General features: G+C 65.5%; 15 protein-coding genes. 10 read left to right on the forward strand and 5 right to left on the reverse strand.

The window, feature by feature from the left end; all coding sequences use genetic code 11:
* Nucleotides 1-506 precede the first annotated feature (506 nt).
* Both CDN36_RS22125 and CDN36_RS22130 read right to left on the reverse strand, forming a co-directional pair.
* Nucleotides 507-1,307, reverse strand: coding sequence for a basic amino acid ABC transporter substrate-binding protein (locus CDN36_RS22125; protein WP_150556172.1), 801 nt, complete (start codon nt 1,305-1,307; stop codon nt 507-509).
* An 84-nt stretch (nt 1,308-1,391) separates the two neighbouring features.
* The gene (locus tag CDN36_RS22130) at nt 1,392-2,168 is read right to left on the reverse strand and encodes an enoyl-CoA hydratase (RefSeq protein ID WP_150556171.1); all 777 of its coding nucleotides are present in this window, start codon (nt 2,166-2,168) and stop codon (nt 1,392-1,394) included.
* A 504-nt stretch (nt 2,169-2,672) separates the two neighbouring features.
* Between CDN36_RS22130 and paaN the strand changes: the two genes are divergently transcribed.
* The 5 genes from paaN to paaK all read left to right on the forward strand — a co-directional run bounded on the left by paaN (nt 2,673) and on the right by paaK (nt 8,611).
* Nucleotides 2,673-4,367, forward strand: coding sequence for a phenylacetic acid degradation protein PaaN (gene paaN, locus CDN36_RS22135; protein ID WP_287497934.1), 1,695 nt, complete (start codon nt 2,673-2,675; stop codon nt 4,365-4,367).
* 197 nt (nt 4,368-4,564) lie between these two features.
* Nucleotides 4,565-5,767 carry a 3-oxoadipyl-CoA thiolase gene (pcaF, locus tag CDN36_RS22140; RefSeq protein WP_287497935.1) on the forward strand — a complete coding sequence of 401 codons (1,203 nt, stop codon included), beginning with the start codon at nt 4,565-4,567 and terminating at the stop codon, nt 5,765-5,767.
* Nucleotides 5,768-5,813: 46 nt separating this feature from the next.
* Nucleotides 5,814-6,596 (forward strand): 2-(1,2-epoxy-1,2-dihydrophenyl)acetyl-CoA isomerase PaaG, encoded by a 783-nt coding sequence (gene paaG, locus CDN36_RS22145; RefSeq protein WP_287497936.1) that lies wholly within the window; start codon nt 5,814-5,816, stop codon nt 6,594-6,596.
* Nucleotides 6,597-6,739: 143 nt separating this feature from the next.
* Nucleotides 6,740-7,198, forward strand: a complete 459-nt coding sequence (gene paaI, locus CDN36_RS22150) for a hydroxyphenylacetyl-CoA thioesterase PaaI (protein ID WP_174966395.1) — start codon at nt 6,740-6,742, stop codon at nt 7,196-7,198.
* 117 nt (nt 7,199-7,315) lie between these two features.
* Nucleotides 7,316-8,611, forward strand: a complete 1,296-nt coding sequence (gene paaK, locus CDN36_RS22155) for a phenylacetate--CoA ligase PaaK (RefSeq protein WP_287497937.1) — start codon at nt 7,316-7,318, stop codon at nt 8,609-8,611.
* Nucleotides 8,612-8,693: 82 nt separating this feature from the next.
* Here paaK and mltA read toward each other — a convergent pair whose 3' ends face one another.
* On the reverse strand, nt 8,694-9,836 hold the full coding sequence (gene mltA / locus CDN36_RS22160; protein WP_150556166.1) for a murein transglycosylase A: 1,143 nt from the start codon (nt 9,834-9,836) through the stop codon (nt 8,694-8,696).
* On the opposite strand from mltA, the gene CDN36_RS22165 reads away from it, so the two are divergent.
* A complete protein-coding gene (locus CDN36_RS22165; protein ID WP_150556165.1) occupies nt 9,835-10,089 on the forward strand; it encodes a hypothetical protein in 255 nt (84 codons plus the stop codon). The genes mltA and CDN36_RS22165 overlap by 2 nt on opposite strands.
* 31 nt (nt 10,090-10,120) lie before the next feature.
* Here CDN36_RS22165 and apaG read toward each other — a convergent pair whose 3' ends face one another.
* A complete protein-coding gene (gene apaG / locus CDN36_RS22170) occupies nt 10,121-10,495 on the reverse strand; it encodes a Co2+/Mg2+ efflux facilitator ApaG/CorD (protein WP_039375444.1) in 375 nt (124 codons plus the stop codon).
* Nucleotides 10,496-10,811: 316 nt separating this feature from the next.
* Here apaG and rpe point away from each other — a divergent pair, with 316 nt between their 5' ends.
* The 4 genes from rpe (at nt 10,812) to CDN36_RS22190 (ending at nt 16,010) form a co-directional block, all read left to right on the forward strand.
* Nucleotides 10,812-11,492: a ribulose-phosphate 3-epimerase gene (gene rpe / locus CDN36_RS22175; protein WP_287497938.1), complete on the forward strand. Its 681-nt coding sequence runs from the start codon at nt 10,812-10,814 to the stop codon at nt 11,490-11,492.
* Entirely contained in the window at nt 11,489-12,208 is a 720-nt protein-coding gene (locus CDN36_RS22180; RefSeq protein WP_150556163.1) for a phosphoglycolate phosphatase, read from the forward strand. The genes rpe and CDN36_RS22180 overlap by 4 nt, the downstream gene beginning before the upstream one ends.
* A 500-nt stretch (nt 12,209-12,708) precedes the next feature.
* Nucleotides 12,709-14,214 carry an anthranilate synthase component I gene (gene trpE / locus CDN36_RS22185; protein ID WP_150556162.1) on the forward strand — a complete coding sequence of 502 codons (1,506 nt, stop codon included), beginning with the start codon at nt 12,709-12,711 and terminating at the stop codon, nt 14,212-14,214.
* Nucleotides 14,215-14,774: 560 nt separating this feature from the next.
* A complete protein-coding gene (locus CDN36_RS22190) occupies nt 14,775-16,010 on the forward strand; it encodes a tyrosine-type recombinase/integrase (protein ID WP_287497939.1) in 1,236 nt (411 codons plus the stop codon).
* 231 nt (nt 16,011-16,241) lie between these two features.
* Here the strand turns inward: CDN36_RS22190 and CDN36_RS22195 are convergent, their stop codons facing one another.
* Nucleotides 16,242-16,478, reverse strand: a complete 237-nt coding sequence (locus CDN36_RS22195) for a hypothetical protein (RefSeq protein WP_287497940.1) — start codon at nt 16,476-16,478, stop codon at nt 16,242-16,244.
* Between the last annotated feature and the right edge of the window lie 31 nt (nt 16,479-16,509).

The raw sequence follows: 16,509 nt of genomic DNA on the forward strand, positions 1-16,509 counted from the left end.
TCGCTCTCAAAGTAGGCTGACAAGTTAATTGCTTAACTTACCTTTTACTATGTGAGCCTCAATAAATTTAAAGCTTATCTGCCGAAGCAGACGCACCATTCATCGAGTGCCCACACTTATCGGTTGTTCAATTTTTAAAGATCAATCGCGCCTGACTTCGCTTCGTCGCCAACTTGCCGCACCGTTGCTTCGTTTTTCGCGTCGCTGCCTCAGCAGCAGAGAAGTGAGATTATGTCGCAGCTTCTCGTCGTCGTCAACAGTTTTTTCGCACTTCCCGCTCGCCGCCGTAGCAACTCGCCCGCTCAAAAACCGCCAACCACCGGGCCTCTCGGCCCCTCCCGCTCCGTCGCTTCGCCGCTTGCGCCGCGTCGCCGTCGTTGCGAGAGACGAGATATTAGTGAAAACCCCGAAGCCGTGCAAGGCCTTTGTGAAAATAATTTGAATGCCCATGAAAAAACCCCGTCGTGACGGGGTTTTTCCATGCGGGCGGCTTACGCCGCGACTTCTCATTTCTTGCCGAAGTAGCGCTCGTAGATGGCGTCGTACGTGCCGTCGGCCTTGATCGCATCGATACCCTTGTTGATCTTGGCGAGCAGCTCCGCATCTCCCTTGCGCACGGCAATGCCGTAATACTCCTTCGGGAAACTGCTATCGGAAACCGTGCGCAGCTTGGCGTTCGGATTGTTCGAGATGAAATTCACGACCACGCCGTTATCGGCGACCACCGCGTCCACACCGCCAGCCTCGAGTTCCTTCATCGCAAGCGGCGTGCCTTCGAAGCGCTTTACGGACGGATTGTTCTTGCCCATGAGCTTCTGCACGACTTCGTCGCCCGTCGTGGCCGTCTGCACACCGACCTTCAACGATTTCAGGTCGTCGAATTTCTGAACGGTCGAGTTGACCGGCACCGCGATGAGCTGCGACGCCTCGAAGTACGGCGTCGAGAAGTCCATCTGTTTGCGACGCTCGTCCGTGATCGTGATCGCCGAAATCAGAATATCCCTGTCGCCCTGTACCAACGAGTTGAAGATTCCCTCGAAAGGCGTATTGATGAACCGGACGGAAATGCCCGCCTTGTCGGCGACAGCCTTCATGACATCGATGTCGAAGCCGGCGATCTGGCGGGTATCGGTCTCGAACTCGAATGGCGCGTAGGCCGCGTCCGAGCCCACGACGTACACGGGTTGCGAGCCTTCAGGCCCCACCGACCGGCCCGCGGCGGATTCCTCCTTCTTTCCGCAGGCGCCCAACAGCAGCCCCGAGGCCAACATCAAGGCCAGCGCAAATGCACGTCGGTTGATCGACATCGTTTTGTCCCTTGCTGAAAAAACCGGCAGCCTATCACAGGACGGCCTCCAAAAAGGAAGCCGTCGCGGTTTTTCACCGACGCGTCAGCGATGCTTGAAAACCGGCTTGCGCTTTTCGACGAACGCCGCCATGCCTTCTTTCTGATCTTCCAGTGCGAACAGCGAATGAAACAGCCGACGCTCGAACTGCACGCCCTCGTCGAGCGTCGATTCGAAGGCACGATTGACGGCCTCCTTGGCGGCCATGACGACCGGCAGCGAGTATTCACAGATGGTGTTGGCCGCGCCCACGGCCTCATCGAGCAGTTTGTCGAGCGGCACCACGCGCGACACCAGTCCGGCACGCTCGGCCTCCGTGGCGTCCATGAAGCGGGCCGTGAGACACATGTCCATGGCCTTGGCCTTCGACACGGCGCGCGTGAGACGCTGCGTGCCGCCCGCCCCCGGTATCACGCCGAGCTTGATCTCCGGCTGACCGAACTTCGCGTTGTCCGCCGCGATGATGAAATCGCACATCATCGCCAGTTCGCAGCCGCCGCCCAGCGCGAAACCCGCCACGGCCGCGATGACCGGCTTGCGGATACGGCGCACGGTTTCCCAGTTGCGCGTAATGTAGTCGCCCTTGAACACGTCGGCGAAGGTGTACTTCGACATCATGCCGATGTCGGCGCCCGCGGCGAACGCCTTCTCGCTGCCGGTGATCACCATGCAGCCGATGGCGTCGTCGGCGTCGAAAGCGCTGAGCGCCGCGCCCAGTTCGTCCATGAGCGCGTCGTTGAGCGCGTTGAGCGCTTTCGGACGATTCAGCGTGATCAGGCCGACGCGGCCGCGCGTCTCCACCAGAATGTTCTCGTAAGTCATCCTCTTCTTCCTCCAGTCAAAGTCTCGTCTTGTGGTAGGGGCTGATGGCCGCGAGGCAGCGGCAACGCGGCGGCGCACGCGACGAACCGGCAGTAGCGGCTCACCGGGCGTCGACTGCAGTGGTTAGGCATGATGCCATCGATCCCCGGGGGACACACCTCTCGTTCCGCCACGCAGACAACGCCCCCCTTATTGCGCCCTCATTGCCCCCCCCTCATTGCCCCCTCATTGCCCCGCTCATCGCCCCCCCCCGCGCCGTGCCCACCGGCGCGGCGCCGCAGCGCCGCTGGCGTCGGGGAAAACCCGGCGTCATCGCATGCCACGCCGAAAAGATTTGATGCTATATTAACAAACCAACCGGTCGGTTAATTAATGTCGACAAACGATATCGACGACGACCGCCGGGGCCGTCCCGGCGTCTTGCCGCGCGCGTCGTGCACGACCGTGCCCGCCGGCAGACAACGAACCCGCCAGCCGCATCCCGACACGGACAGATCCACGACCATGACCCATCCCTTCTTCGCCAAACACCAGGAGACCCTCGAGCGCGCCCTGCAGGCCATCGCCGCGCGTGGTTACTGGAGCCCGTTCACCGAAATGCCGAGCCCGCGCGCCTATGGCGAAACGGCCGCCGCCGATGGTGAAGCCGCCTTCAAGCAATATCTGAATGCCGCATTTCCGCTGGCGCAGCGCGGCAGCACGGGCAGCGTCGGCCAGGAAGTCTCGCCGTTCGGCTTTGCGCTGGGTACGACTTATCCCGGTTTCGAGATCGACGCCCTGCTCGCCCGCGTAAGCGACGCCCACAAGACCTGGCGCGCCGCGCCGCCGCAGACCTGGGTGGGCGTGTCGCTGGAAATCCTCAAGCGCCTGAACGAGCGCAGTTTCGAGATGGCCAACGCGGTCATGCACACCACGGGCCAGGCTTTCATGATGGCCTTCCAGGCCGGCGGCCCGCATGCCCAGGACCGCGGCCTCGAAGCCGTGGCCTACGCCTGGGACGAGTTGCGCCGCATTCCGGACACGGCCTACTGGGAGAAGCCGCAGGGCAAGAACCCGCCGCTGGCGATGGAAAAGCGTTACACCGTCGTGCCGCGCGGCGTGGCGCTGGTGCTGGGCTGCTGCACGTTCCCGACATGGAACGGCTACCCGGGCCTGTTCGCGAGCCTCGCAACCGGCAACGCCGTGATCGTCAAACCGCATCCGGGCGCCATCCTGCCGTTGGCCATCACCGTGAAGGTCGCGCGTGAAGTGCTCGAGGAGGCCGGCTTCGATCCGGACGTCGTGACCCTCGCCGCCACCAATCCGAACGACGGCGCCCTCGTCCAGCAACTCGCCAGGCGCGACGAAGTGCGCGTGATCGATTTCACCGGCAGCACCGCCAATGGCGACTGGCTCGAGACCCACGCCCGCCAGGCGCAGGTCTACACCGAGAAGGCCGGCGTGAACCAGATCGTGATCGACTCGACGGACGATCTCAAGGGCATGGCACGCAACATCGGCTTCTCGCTGGCGCTGTACTCGGGCCAGATGTGCACCGCGCCGCAGAACATCTACATCCCGCGCGACGGCATCCAGACGCCGGACGGCAAGGTCTCGTTCGACGAAGTGGTCGCGGCCATTGCCGCCAGCGTGCAGAAGACCTGCAGCGACCCGGCCAAGGCCGTGGAACTGCTCGGCGCCATCCAGAACGAGGGCGTGCTCGCACGCATCGACGAGGCGCGCAAGCTCGGCCGCGTGGTGCTCGACAGCCAGCCGTTGCAACACCCCGCGTTTGCCGACGCCCGCGTGCGCACGCCGCTCATCGTGGCGCTCGACGTGGCCGACGAAGCCACTTACACGCGCGAATGGTTCGGCCCGATCACCTTCGTAATCGCCGTGGACAGCAGCGCCCAGGCCTTCGCACTGGCCGGACGCACCGCCGCCCGGCATGGCGCGCTCACGCTGTCGGCCTACACGACGAGCGCCGAGGGCGAGGCCCAGGCGCTCGACGCCGCCCTCGAAGGCCGCGTTGCCCTGTCGGTGAATCTCACCGGTGGCGTCTTCGTCAACCAGTCGGCCGCCTATTCGGACTACCATGGCACGGGCGGCAACCCGGCCGCGAATGCCAGCCTGGCGGACGCCGCCTTCGTCGCCAACCGTTTCCGCGTCGTGCAAAGCCGCCACCATGTGGCGGCCCGGTCCGAAGCGGGCGGCGCCTGAGCGGCACGCGGGCCCTACTGAGCGGCACACGACCCCTATATTAGAGAGAGGACACCGGGCGAAGTCACCGCACACGCGCCCGCGCGACAGGAAGTCATTACCATAGTCACTCGCCGTCGCGCGGACCGCCGCCGGCCGCACCACGCGCGCCGCCGCCCCCTCTTCTATAGCTCACGACAAGACAGGAACGAGACATCATGACCGAAGCCTTCATCTGCGACGCGATCCGCACGCCCATCGGCCGATACGGCGGCGCCCTGAAGGACGTGCGCGCCGACAACCTTGGCGCGATCCCGCTCAAGGCGCTCATGGCGCGCAACCCGAACGTCGACTGGACGCAGGTCGACGACGTCATCTACGGCTGCGCGAACCAGGCCGGCGAAGACAACCGCAACGTGGCCCGCATGGCCGCGCTGCTCGCCGAGCTGCCGATCGACGTGCCGGGCGCCACGCTCAACCGCCTGTGCGGCTCGGGCATGGACGCCATCGGCACCGCCGCGCGCGCCATCAAGGCGGGTGAAGCCGGCCTGATGATCGCCGGCGGTGTGGAATCGATGACGCGCGCGCCGTTCGTGATGGGCAAGGCGGACAGCGCCTTCTCCCGCCAGGCGGCGATTTTCGACACGACCATCGGCTGGCGTTTCATCAATCCGCTCATGAAGGCGCAGTACGGCGTGGACTCGATGCCGGAGACGGCCGAGAACGTGGCCGACGACTTCAAGATCAACCGCGAAGACCAGGACCGGTTCGCGCTGCGCAGCCAGGAAAAGGCGGCGCGTGCGCAGGCCGACGGCACGCTCGCGCAGGAAATCACGCCGGTCTCGATCCCGCAGAAGAAGGGCGATGCCATCGTCGTCGAGCGCGACGAACACCCGCGTGCCACGAGCCTCGAAGCGCTGGCCAGGCTCAAGGGCGTGGTGCGCCCGGACGGCACCGTGACGGCCGGCAACGCCTCGGGCGTGAACGACGGCGCCTGCGCCCTGCTGCTCGCGAGCGAGAGCGCCGCCAGGCTGCATGGCCTTACGCCTCGAGCCCGCGTGCTCGGCATGGCGACGGCCGGCGTGGCGCCGCGCATCATGGGCATCGGCCCGGCGCCGGCGACCGTCAAGCTGCTCAAGCAGTTGAACATGACGCTCGACCAGTTCGACGTGATCGAGCTCAACGAAGCGTTTGCGAGTCAGGGTCTGGCCGTGCTGCGTCAGCTCGGCGTGGCCGATGACGACGCCCGCGTGAACCCGAACGGCGGTGCGATCGCGCTGGGTCACCCGCTGGGCGCCTCGGGCGCGCGTCTGGTGACGACGGCCATGTACCAGTTGCACCGCACGGGCGGCCGCTACGCGCTGTGCACGATGTGCATCGGCGTGGGCCAGGGCATCGCCATCGCGATCGAGCGCGTCTGATTTCGCGCGCCGTTCGTCACTACAAGACATCCGGAGGAAGACACCGATGACCGCCACGGTTCAACTGACGCTGCAAGCCAACGTCGCGACGATCACGCTCAACCGCCCCGAGAAGCTCAACAGCTTCACACGGCAGATGCACGCCGAGCTGCGCGACGCACTCGACGCCGCCCAGGCGCAAGGCGCGCGTGCGATCGTGCTCACCGGAGCCGGCCGCGGCTTCTGCGCCGGCCAGGATCTGGCGGATCTCGACTTCACGCCGGGCGCCTCGACCGACCTCGGCGCGCTGATCGACGAGAACTTCAACCCGCTCGTGCGCAAGCTGCGCGCGATGCCGCTGCCGATCGTGGCGGCGGTAAACGGTATCGCCGCCGGCGCGGGGGCGAATCTGGCGCTCGCCTGCGACATCGTGCTGGCAGGCGCTTCCGTGAATTTCCTGCAGGCATTCGTGAAGATCGGCCTGCTGCCCGATACTGGCGGCACGTGGTTCCTGCCGCAGCGCGTCGGCATGGCGCGCGCCATGGGCCTCGCCATGCTCGGCGACAAGCTCTCGGCCGAGCAGGCGCAACAGTGGGGCCTGATCTGGCGCTGCGTGGACGACGACGCCCTGATGCCCGAAGCCCAGAAGCTCGCCGCGCACCTCGCCACGCAGCCCACGCGTGCGCTGGCGACCATCAAGCAGGCGCTGTACGCGTCGGCGACCAACACGCTCGACCAGCAACTCGATCTCGAGCGGGACGGCCAGCGCGCGCTGGGCGCCTCGTATGATTACGCCGAAGGGGTGAACGCGTTCCTCGAGAAGCGCGCCCCGAAGTTCGAGGGCCGCTGAGCCCAGTCCCCTCAGGGCAAGCCAACCGGATCGCCATCACGAACGGCCCCACAGACAACACCAGCGACGCACCGAACGCCAGGGCCGCACGCACCGCGCGGCAGACCATAACAAGCGCAGCACAACGAGACGAGACAGACACGATGAGCCCGAGTACCCCCGCCACCATGGCGACCGCCGAGATGACCCCGGAAGCACTGGCCCGCGCCACGGGCGAGGCCATGTACCGCAGCGACCGCGCGAGCCAATGGCTCGGCATGGAACTGCAGGAAGTGCGCCCGGGCTACGCCCGCATGACGATGCGCGTGCGCGACGAGTTCCTCAACGGTCACGCCATCTGTCACGGCGGCCTCATGTTCACGCTGGCGGACTCGACGTTCGCTTTCGCGTGCAACAGCTACAACGTCAATGCCGTCGCAGCCGGTTGCAGCATCGAATTCCTGAAGCCGGTCGCCGGTGGCGATACGCTCACGGCCGAGGCACAGGAGCAGGTGCTCTCGGGCCGCCATGGCATCTACGACATTCGCGTGACGAACTCGGCCGGCGACGTGGTCGCCATGTTCCGCGGCAAGTCCGCACAGATCAAGGGCAGCGTCATCTGAGCTGGCGGCCCGGCAGTACGCGCTTTCGCTTCGGTCCCGGGACACACGACCAGGGCCATGAGAGCGCGAGACACACGTTTGAGCACTAGTAAGTTGCAAGTCCCCAAGGAGACAGTCATGACCACCGCCTTGCCGCTCGAGCCGATCGAGAAAGCGAGCCTCGACGAACTGCGCGCCCTTCAGCTCGAACGTCTGAAGAAGACGTTGCGGCATGCCTACGACAATTCGCCGGTCTACCGCCGCAAGTTCGACGAAGCCGGCGTCCATCCCGACGACGTGAGCTCGCTGGCCGATCTGGCCAGATTCCCGTTCACCACGAAGCAGGATCTGCGCGACAGCTACCCGTTCGGCATGTTCGCCGTGCCGATGGAGCAGGTATCGCGCGTGCATGCGTCCTCGGGCACCACCGGCAAGCCGACGGTCGTGGGCTATACCGCCAACGACATCAGCACGTGGGCCGACCTGGTGGCGCGCTCGATCCGCGCATCCGGCGCGCGACGCGGCGACAAGGTGCATATCAGCTACGGCTACGGGCTCTTTACGGGCGGCCTGGGCGCGCACTATGGCGCCGAGCGCGCGGGCCTCACCGTGATTCCGTTCGGCGGCGGCCAGACCGAGAAGCAGGTGCAGCTCATTCAGGACTTCAAGCCGGACATCATCATGGTCACGCCGAGCTACATGCTCGCGATCGCCGACGAGCTCGAGCGCCAGGGCATCGTGGCCGCCGAGTCGTCGCTGCGCATCGGCATCTTCGGCGCGGAGCCGTGGACCAACGACATGCGCTCGGCCATCGAAAAGCGCATGGGCATCGACGCGGTCGACATCTACGGCCTGTCCGAGGTGATGGGTCCGGGTGTGGCGTGCGAGTGCGCCGAGACCAAGGACGGTCCGACCATCTGGGAAGACCACTTCTACCCCGAGATCATCGATCCGGAAACCGGCGAAGTGCTGCCCGACGGCGAGTTCGGCGAACTGGTGTTCACTTCGCTCACCAAGGAGGCGCTGCCGATCATTCGCTACCGCACGCGCGATCTCACGCGTTTGCTGCCGGGCACGGCGCGCACGATGCGCCGCATGGAGAAGATCACCGGCCGCTCGGACGACATGATGATCATCCGTGGCGTGAACGTCTTCCCGTCGCAGGTCGAGGAGCTGCTGCTGCGCCAGCCGGTGCTCTCGCCGCACTACCAGATCATTCTGGACAAGGAGGGCCCGATGGACACGATGGCCGTGGAAGTCGAAGCCGCAGTGGGCTGCGACGACGCCGCAGCGCTGCAGACGGCGGGCAACGAGCTCAAGCGCGACATCAAGACGCTGATCGGCGTGTCGTGCGCCGTGCGCGTGAAGCCCGTGGGCGGCATCGAACGCTCGGTCGGCAAGGCGCGCCGCGTGATCGACAAGCGCACGCGCTAACGCCACGAGCGCGCACGTCGCCATGAAAAAGCCCGCGAATTCGCGGGCTTTTTTTGCGTCCTGGCGGCCGTGCCGCCGCGGCTTACTGATTCGGCAGGAACACCCACATGCGGCCGCTTTGCCGCATGCGTCCGGCCAGGTCGCCCGCGTCGTCGCCGAGCCCCCAGAAGAAGTCGGCACGCACGCCGCCCTTGATGGCGCTGCCGGTGTCCTGCGCGAACATGAGCCGGTTGATCGGGGCGTTCGCCTGCGGACCAAAGGGCGGACGCGTCGTCGAGAGAAACACCGGGCTGCCCAGCGGAATCGACGCCGGATCCACCGCGATGGAGCGCTCGGCCGTGAGCGGCACGCCCAGCGCGCCGATCGGGCCTTCGATGCCGCCCACGCCGTGATTGGGCATCTCGCGAAAGAAGACGAAGCGCGGGTTCACGTCGAGCAGCGCATCGACGCGCGAGGGATTGGCGCGCGCCCAGGCGCGGATGCCCTGCATGGTCGCCTGCGCGGCCGTGATCTCGCCGCGATCGATCAGCCAGCGGCCGATCGACTTGTACGGCTGATCGTTGCTGCCCGCGTAGCCCACGCGCATGACGCTGCCGTCGTCGAGCAGAATCTGTCCCGAGCCTTGCACCTGCAGGAAGAACGCTTCGATGGGATCGTCCACGTAGACCAGTTCGTTGCCGCGCAGCATGCCGCTGCGGTTGAGCTCCGCCCGGGCGGGCAGCGTGCCGGGCTTGCGACCGGAGGGCCATTTGTAGAGCGGCGTCTGGTACACGCCGCCGCGCACGCGCGAGCCGTGCAGCAGCGGCTCGTAGTAGCCGGTGATCAGGCCGGTCTGCGTGCCGTCGGAGTTCGCAATGCGGAACGGCGTAAAGTATTGTTCGAAGAACTGCCGGACGGCCGCCGGATCGAGATCGTCGAGGCGCTCGGAGGCGCGGCACGCCGGCTGCCAGGACGGCTGGCGGCTCAGTTTGACGCAGCTCTGCGCGAGCGCCAGACGCGCGCCGATGAGCGAATCGTCCTGCCAGCCCTCGACCTGAGACCACGACACGGGCTGCATGCGGCCGGCGCCGGCAGGCGGCGTCGCCACGTTCGAGGGCGGCGCGCCTGGACGATAGGTGCCCGACGGAGGCACACTGGAACAACCATAGAGCAATGCGGCAAACGCGGCGAGCGCCAGGCCCCGGCCGGCGCGCCACCGCCCGAACACATTCAGGAAAAGCGTCATGGGTAATCTGTTCGATGAATATCCGGCCTTGCTGGTCCTGCCGGAGGTGTTGCTGGCGATCGTGATCGTCGCCGCGATCGTGATCCTGCGTCGCAAGCCGTCGCCCACGCGCCGCAGGCGCCACACACGCGTGGTGCAACCGATGCCGAGCGACACCGTCGAGGGCATCGACCCGCTCGAGCCCGATCCCGCCGCGCGCGCGACCTCCGGCGATCCGCTCAAACGGGAAGACTGGTCCGACGACCGTCGCTGACGTTCGGTGAGCGCTGCGCGCATGCCGCGGCTCAGTGCAGGGTGCGCGGCATGGTGAGCGCGAATTCGGCAATCGGCGCTTCGAAGCGCGTGCCGTCTTCCGCCACGCAGAAGTACTCGCCTCGCATGGTGCCCACGGGTGTGGCGACCATGGCCCAGCTCGTGTATTCGAACTGTTCGCCCGGTTGCAGGAACGGCTGATGACCGACCACGCCCAGGCCGTTGACCTCCTGCACGTGGTTGTCGCCGTCGGTGATGACCCAATGGCGCGAGATCAGCTGGGCCGGCACTTCTCCGCTGTTGCGAATCGTGATCGTGTAGGCGAAGGCGAACTGCCGACGGTCCGGTTCCGATTGCTCCGGGAGGTATTGCGGGCGCACCGTGACGGTAAATTCGTACTGGCTCATCGCGTGTTCCTGTTGCGCATGCGTGCTCTGTGTTGGCGTTCTGGTCTGGCGGCTCGCGCCGCTCGTTCGATGACGGCCTGCCGGGTGTGCGAGGCACACGGGCCGTCTCGTTTTGCAAGGCATTCTGCGGCAAGTCGCGACGGGTCGCAATGGGTCGCGACGGGCCGCAATGGGTCGCAATGGGTCGCAATCGGTCGCAGCGGGCCGCCGCCGGCCTCGGCAATCGGCGCCGGCGCGGCGCCCGGTCGGCCGGCGACGGACAGGCGTCATGCGAAAGCTTTAAAATACCGGTTTTGACGCTACTCCCCCGCCCGCCATGACGCAATTCTGTATCGCCCCCAGTATCCTGTCCGCCGACTTTGCCCGGTTGGGCGAAGAAGTCCGTAACGTCGTGGCGGCGGGCGCCGACTGGATCCACTTCGACGTCATGGACAACCATTACGTTCCCAACCTGACGATCGGCCCGATGGTTTGCGAGGCGATCCGTCCGCACGTGGACGTGCCCATCGACGTGCACCTGATGGTGCGCCCGGTCGATCGCATCGTGCCCGACTTCGCCAAGGCGGGCGCGAACCTCATCACGTTCCACCCGGAAGCCTCCGAGCACATCGACCGGACGCTCGGCCTGATCCGCGACAACGGCTGCAAGGCCGGCCTGGTGTTCAACCCGGGCACGCCGCTGCATTACCTCGATCACGTGATGGATCGCCTCGACATGGTCCTGATCATGTCCGTGAACCCGGGCTTCGGCGGCCAGTCGTTCATTCCCGAAGCGCTCAACAAGCTGCGCGCCGTGCGCGCGCGCATCGACGCCTACACCGCCGACACGGGCCGCGAAATCCGTCTCGAGATCGACGGCGGCGTAAAGGTCGAGAACATCGCCGAGATCGCGGCGGCGGGCGCCGACACCTTCGTCGCCGGCTCGGCCATCTTCGGCAAGCCCGACTACAAGGCGGTGATCGACCAGATGCGCGCCCAACTCGCGAGCGTGGCATGACACAGTCGCAAACCCCACCGCGCCTGGACGGCATTCGCGCAGTCCTGATCGACCTCGACGGCACGCTCGTCGACACGGCCGGCGACTTCGGCGTGGCACTCAACGCCATGCTGGCCGATCTGGGCGCCGAACCTGTGCCGACCGAGCGTCTGATGACGTTTGTGGGCAAGGGCACCGCGAACCTCGTGCGCAAAACGCTGGCCGAGCGCTTTCCCGCGGACGAGATCGACGCCCTGTTCGAGCGCGCTCAGGACAAGTACGAAGCCGTCTACACGTCGATCAACGGCCAGCACACGGCGCTTTATCCGGAAGTGCGAGAAGGTCTCGCGGCCCTGCGCGCCGCCGGCCTGCCGGTGGCGTGCATCACCAACAAGCAGCATCGCTTTGCTGTCGATCTGCTCGCGCACTACGGCCTGTCGGATCAGTTCGACCTGGTGTACGGCGGCGACTCGTGGCCCAGGCGCAAGCCGGACCCGATGCCGCTCGTCAAGGCGTGCGAGGCGTTCGGTGTGCCGCCGTCGCAGGCGGTGCTCGTGGGCGACTCGGGCAACGACGCGCAGGCCGCCCGGGCGGCGGGCTGCCGCTCGCTCACGGTGCCATACGGCTACAACCACGGCGAATCTATACAAACGATCGACACGGATGGTATAGTCGCCTCAATTCTGGGCGCGGCCAGGGTGATCCTGCCCGATGCAACGCCCACACTGGCGAGCTGAATTCGTCATCTTCCACCGTGCATTCAAACGCATGTTCCTGAACAAGAAACGAAGTCTGAGCGTGATCGACCGGGGGGCCTGGCCCTGGCGACGCTGGTCCTGCTAAACCCTTCCAAGGGGTGGCCGGGACCGCTGGAGCTCGTCTTCAGCAACCCGTTTCTTGCATCGTTGTCGTTCCCAAGAGTCAATGCATCGGCGCGCCGCGTTCACGGCGTGCGTGTTCGTCGAGGTCGGCCGACGCTTGCCGCAAGGCAGCGCCGCGTCCGCCCAAGCGCCTGACGTCGCGCGCCTGCGGCCCACGGGCCTCGACCCACGTCCTTGCCCGGCCTGTCGCCGCGCAAGCGCCGCCGGTACGGGTGACGACGCAAGCCATCATCCGGCCCGGCGGCGCGCATCGATCTCCCGGTCAGGCCACCCCGCAAGCGACTCAGGTATTCTCAACGCCAACCACGCCGATTCCGCGGGACCGCCCGCCGGCAAACCTGCAGGCAGAGTGCAACATGACCGAACTCGAATTCAAATCGCTGGCCAACCAGGGCTACAACCGTATCCCGCTGATCGCCGAGGCGTTCGCCGACCTCGACACGCCGCTCTCGCTCTACCTGAAGCTCGCGCTGGGCGACCGGCGCGGCGCCAACACGTTCCTGCTCGAATCGGTGGTGGGCGGCGAGCGTTTCGGGCGTTACTCGTTCATCGGCCTGTCCGCTCATACGCTGCTGCGCAGCTTCGGCCCGAAGACCGAAGTGGTGCGCGACGGCACGGTCGTCGAGACGCACGAAGGCGACCCGCTCGAGTTCATCACCCGGTTCCAGGCGCGCTTCAAGGTGGCGCTGCGCCCCGGCATGCCGCGCTTCTGCGGCGGCCTGGCCGGCTACTTCGGCTACGACGCCGTGCGCTACATCGAGAAGAAGCTCGCGCACAGCACGCCGCGCGACGATCTGCATCTGCCCGACATCCAGTTGCTGCTCACCGAAGAGCTGGCCGTGATCGACAACCTGACGGGCAAGCTCTACCTCATCGTCTACGCCGACCCCACGCAGCCCGAAGCCTATTCGAAGGCCCGTTTGCGTCTGCGCGAGTTGCGCGCGCGCCTGAAGGCGCCGGTCGACGCGCCGGTAACGTCGGGCAGCGTGCGCACCGACACTTTCCGCGAGTTCGCCAAGCCCGACTATCTGGCGGCCGTCGCCAAGGCGAAGGAAGCCATTGCCGCCGGCGAGCTCATGCAGGTGCAGGTCGGTCAGCGGCTCATCAAGCCCTACCGCGACGCCCCGCTCTCGCTCTATCGCGCGCTGCGCTCGCTCAACCCGTCGCCGTACATGTATTTTTACAACTTCGGCGACTTCCAGGTCGTGGGCGCTTCGCCCGAGATCCTCGTGCGCCAGGAGCGCCGCCAGACGCCGGACGGCGAGCACGAAATCGTGACGATCCGCCCGCTGGCCGGCACGCGTCCTCGCGGCGCCACGCCCGAGCGCGACGCCGAACTCGCCACCGAACTGCTCGGCGACCCGAAGGAAATCGCGGAGCACGTCATGCTCATCGATCTGGCGCGCAACGACGTGGGCCGCATCGCGCAGACGGGCACCGTCGAAGTGACCGACAAGATGGTCATCGAGAAGTACTCGCACGTGCAGCACATCGTCAGTTCGGTGGAAGGTCGCCTGCAACCCGGCCTGTCGAACATCGACGTGCTGCGCGCGACGTTCCCGGCCGGCACGCTCACCGGCGCGCCGAAAGTGCGGGCGATGGAACTGATCGACGAGCTCGAGCCCGTCAAGCGCGGCCTGTATGGCGGCGCGGTCGGTTATCTCTCGTTCGGCGGGGAAATGGACGTGGCCATCGCGATCCGCACCGGCGTGATCAAGGACGGCAACCTGTACGTGCAGGCCGCGGCCGGCATCGTGGCCGACTCGGTGCCCGAATCGGAATGGCAGGAAACGGAGAACAAGGCGCGCGCCGTGCTGCGTGCGGCCGAGCAGGTGCAGGACGGTCTCGACGCCGAGTATTGAGCACACTGGCGAGAGGGCGGCCATCGCAGAATCATCGAACGACCATGGCCGCCGCACGCAAATTCTTGCAGAAAACGCCGAGAACACGCCTGAAACGCCTCGATCGACCGCTTTTTACGACACCCCGCCCACGGCACCCCATGCTTGCTGCTACAATCGACGCCACCATGAAGTCGTACCTGTCTTCCTCCCTCCTCTGGTCGCCCCTGACCGCTGCCCTGCGCTGGTGGCGGTAACCCGCCACGTCCATCTCATCCCCATAGCGCCCTCCCCCCGCGGACACGCGACTCAATGTGGGGGCATGCTCAGGGGGAATTCGCAAATCTCACGCGTTCGACAATCCTTTGTCACCAGACGAACAGGGACCATCATGCTGCTGATGATCGATAACTTGCATGCGTGGCCGCATTGGATCGCTAAAGTTCGCTAAACCCACTTGAAAGCCTCATGGCTGCGCAGTTCTAGCCGCTTTAGTTCGCTTTAGTTCGTTGGCAGCCGACGAAAAACCGGATAACCTACCGGATAAAACCCCTTCGGGGCGACCCTTATCCGGTAGGCAGATGGCAAACCTCACAGACACCAAAATCAGAAACACGAAGCCGGGCGACAAGCCGGTCAAGCTGACCGACGGCCAAGGGCTTTATCTGGACATCCGACCCAGCGGCGCGAAAATCTGGCGCTACCGATACTGGATCACGCCCAAGGCCGACGGGATTTTCACCATTGGCGAATACCCGGCGGTTTCGCTGGCCGATGCGCGCAAAGAAAGGGAATGGGCGCGCGAACAGGTCAAGCAGGGGCTGAACCCGACGCAGGTCAGGGAAGCCGAACGCCTGCAACGGATGGGCGAACATGCCAACACCTTCGAGGCGGTCGCGCGCGAATGGATCGAACAGAACCGCGCGCATTGGTCGGCCAACTACTGCAAGCAGGTCGAAACCTTCCTTGGCAAAGATGTGTTCCCCAAGATCGGGGCTTTCCCGATCCGTATGGTCAAGGCTGCCCATATCCTTGAAATCATCAGGAACGTCGAAAAGCGCGGGGCGCAGTCCATCGCCGTGCTGATCCGCCAATGGTCGGGGCAGATTTTCCGCTATGCCGTTGCGACGCTGCGCGCAGACAGCGATCCGGCGTCGGCCCTTGCCGGGGCATTGAAGCGCAAGCCGGTACGGCATAACCCGCCGCTGTCGAAAGCCGACATCCCGAAGTTCCTGAACCTGCTGGGCGAGTATGGCGGCTACCGGGGGACGGTCATCGCCTTGCGGCTGATGATGCTGACCTTCGTGCGGACGGTCGAACTGCGAATGGCCGAATGGACGGAATTCGATCTGGCCGCAGCCGAATGGCGAATCCCGGCTGGCCGGATGAAGATGAAGAAGAAGATGAAGGTCGGGGAAGCCCATATCGTCCCGCTGTCCCGGCAGGCGGTCGAACTGCTGCGGGAACTGCATACGCTGTCAGGCGGGCAGCGGTTCCTATTTCCGAACCTGCGCAGCCCGAAGCGCTGCATGACGGCGACGACCGTGAATCGGGCCTTGGAACGCATGGGCTACGCCGGGAAGTTTTCCGGGCATGGCTTTCGTTCGACGGCATCGACGCTGCTGCATGAGCTTGGCTGGCGGTCGGAAGTCATTGAACGACAGCTTGCCCATGCAGAGCGCGATAAGGTGAAGGCAGCCTACAACCATGCCGAATACATGCCAGAACGTCGGGACATGATGCAGGCTTGGGCGGACTGGATTGACGCGCTGGCCGCGAAGGCGGCAGCGGAAGGGAAGGAAACGGCGACAGCTTGAGGAATGCGAAACTTTCCGGGGTCGAATTCCAGTTAAGCGAAACCCGCTATGGAAGTTTCGCGTCGGCCAGCCGGCGCTTGCCGCCCAGCCAGGGGATGATGGGAGATGCGTTGTGCATTGCCTTCGTCAAGTGTGGTAGGTTTCCAGCCATAAACCTTCGCGCCAGTGCGATTGTGGGCATCTCTCAATGCCTGCCCGATCCAGTGGTGTGCCCCCCCCCGGACCGAGGCACTACTTCGCCACAGGCCCAGCCTCCTCACTCTGCACGCCCGTCACCTGCCGCATCTTCCCCTCCTGCGTCACCGTATCCTGCACCGCCAGTTCCTCGCTGCGCACCGTCTCGCCAACGTTATTGGTGCGCTCCGCGTTGACCTGCACCGGCACGGTCACTGACGTTGAAATGCAGCCCGCCAGAATGGCCGCCCCCGCAACGGTTGCGACCGATGCTGCGATTACTACCTTCTTCATCTAGATCTCCTTTTCGTATCGTGGAGCGGTG

Source organism: Pandoraea sp. CB10b_02 (assembly GCF_002216225.1).
Classification (GTDB): domain Bacteria; phylum Pseudomonadota; class Gammaproteobacteria; order Burkholderiales; family Burkholderiaceae; genus Pandoraea; species Pandoraea nosoerga.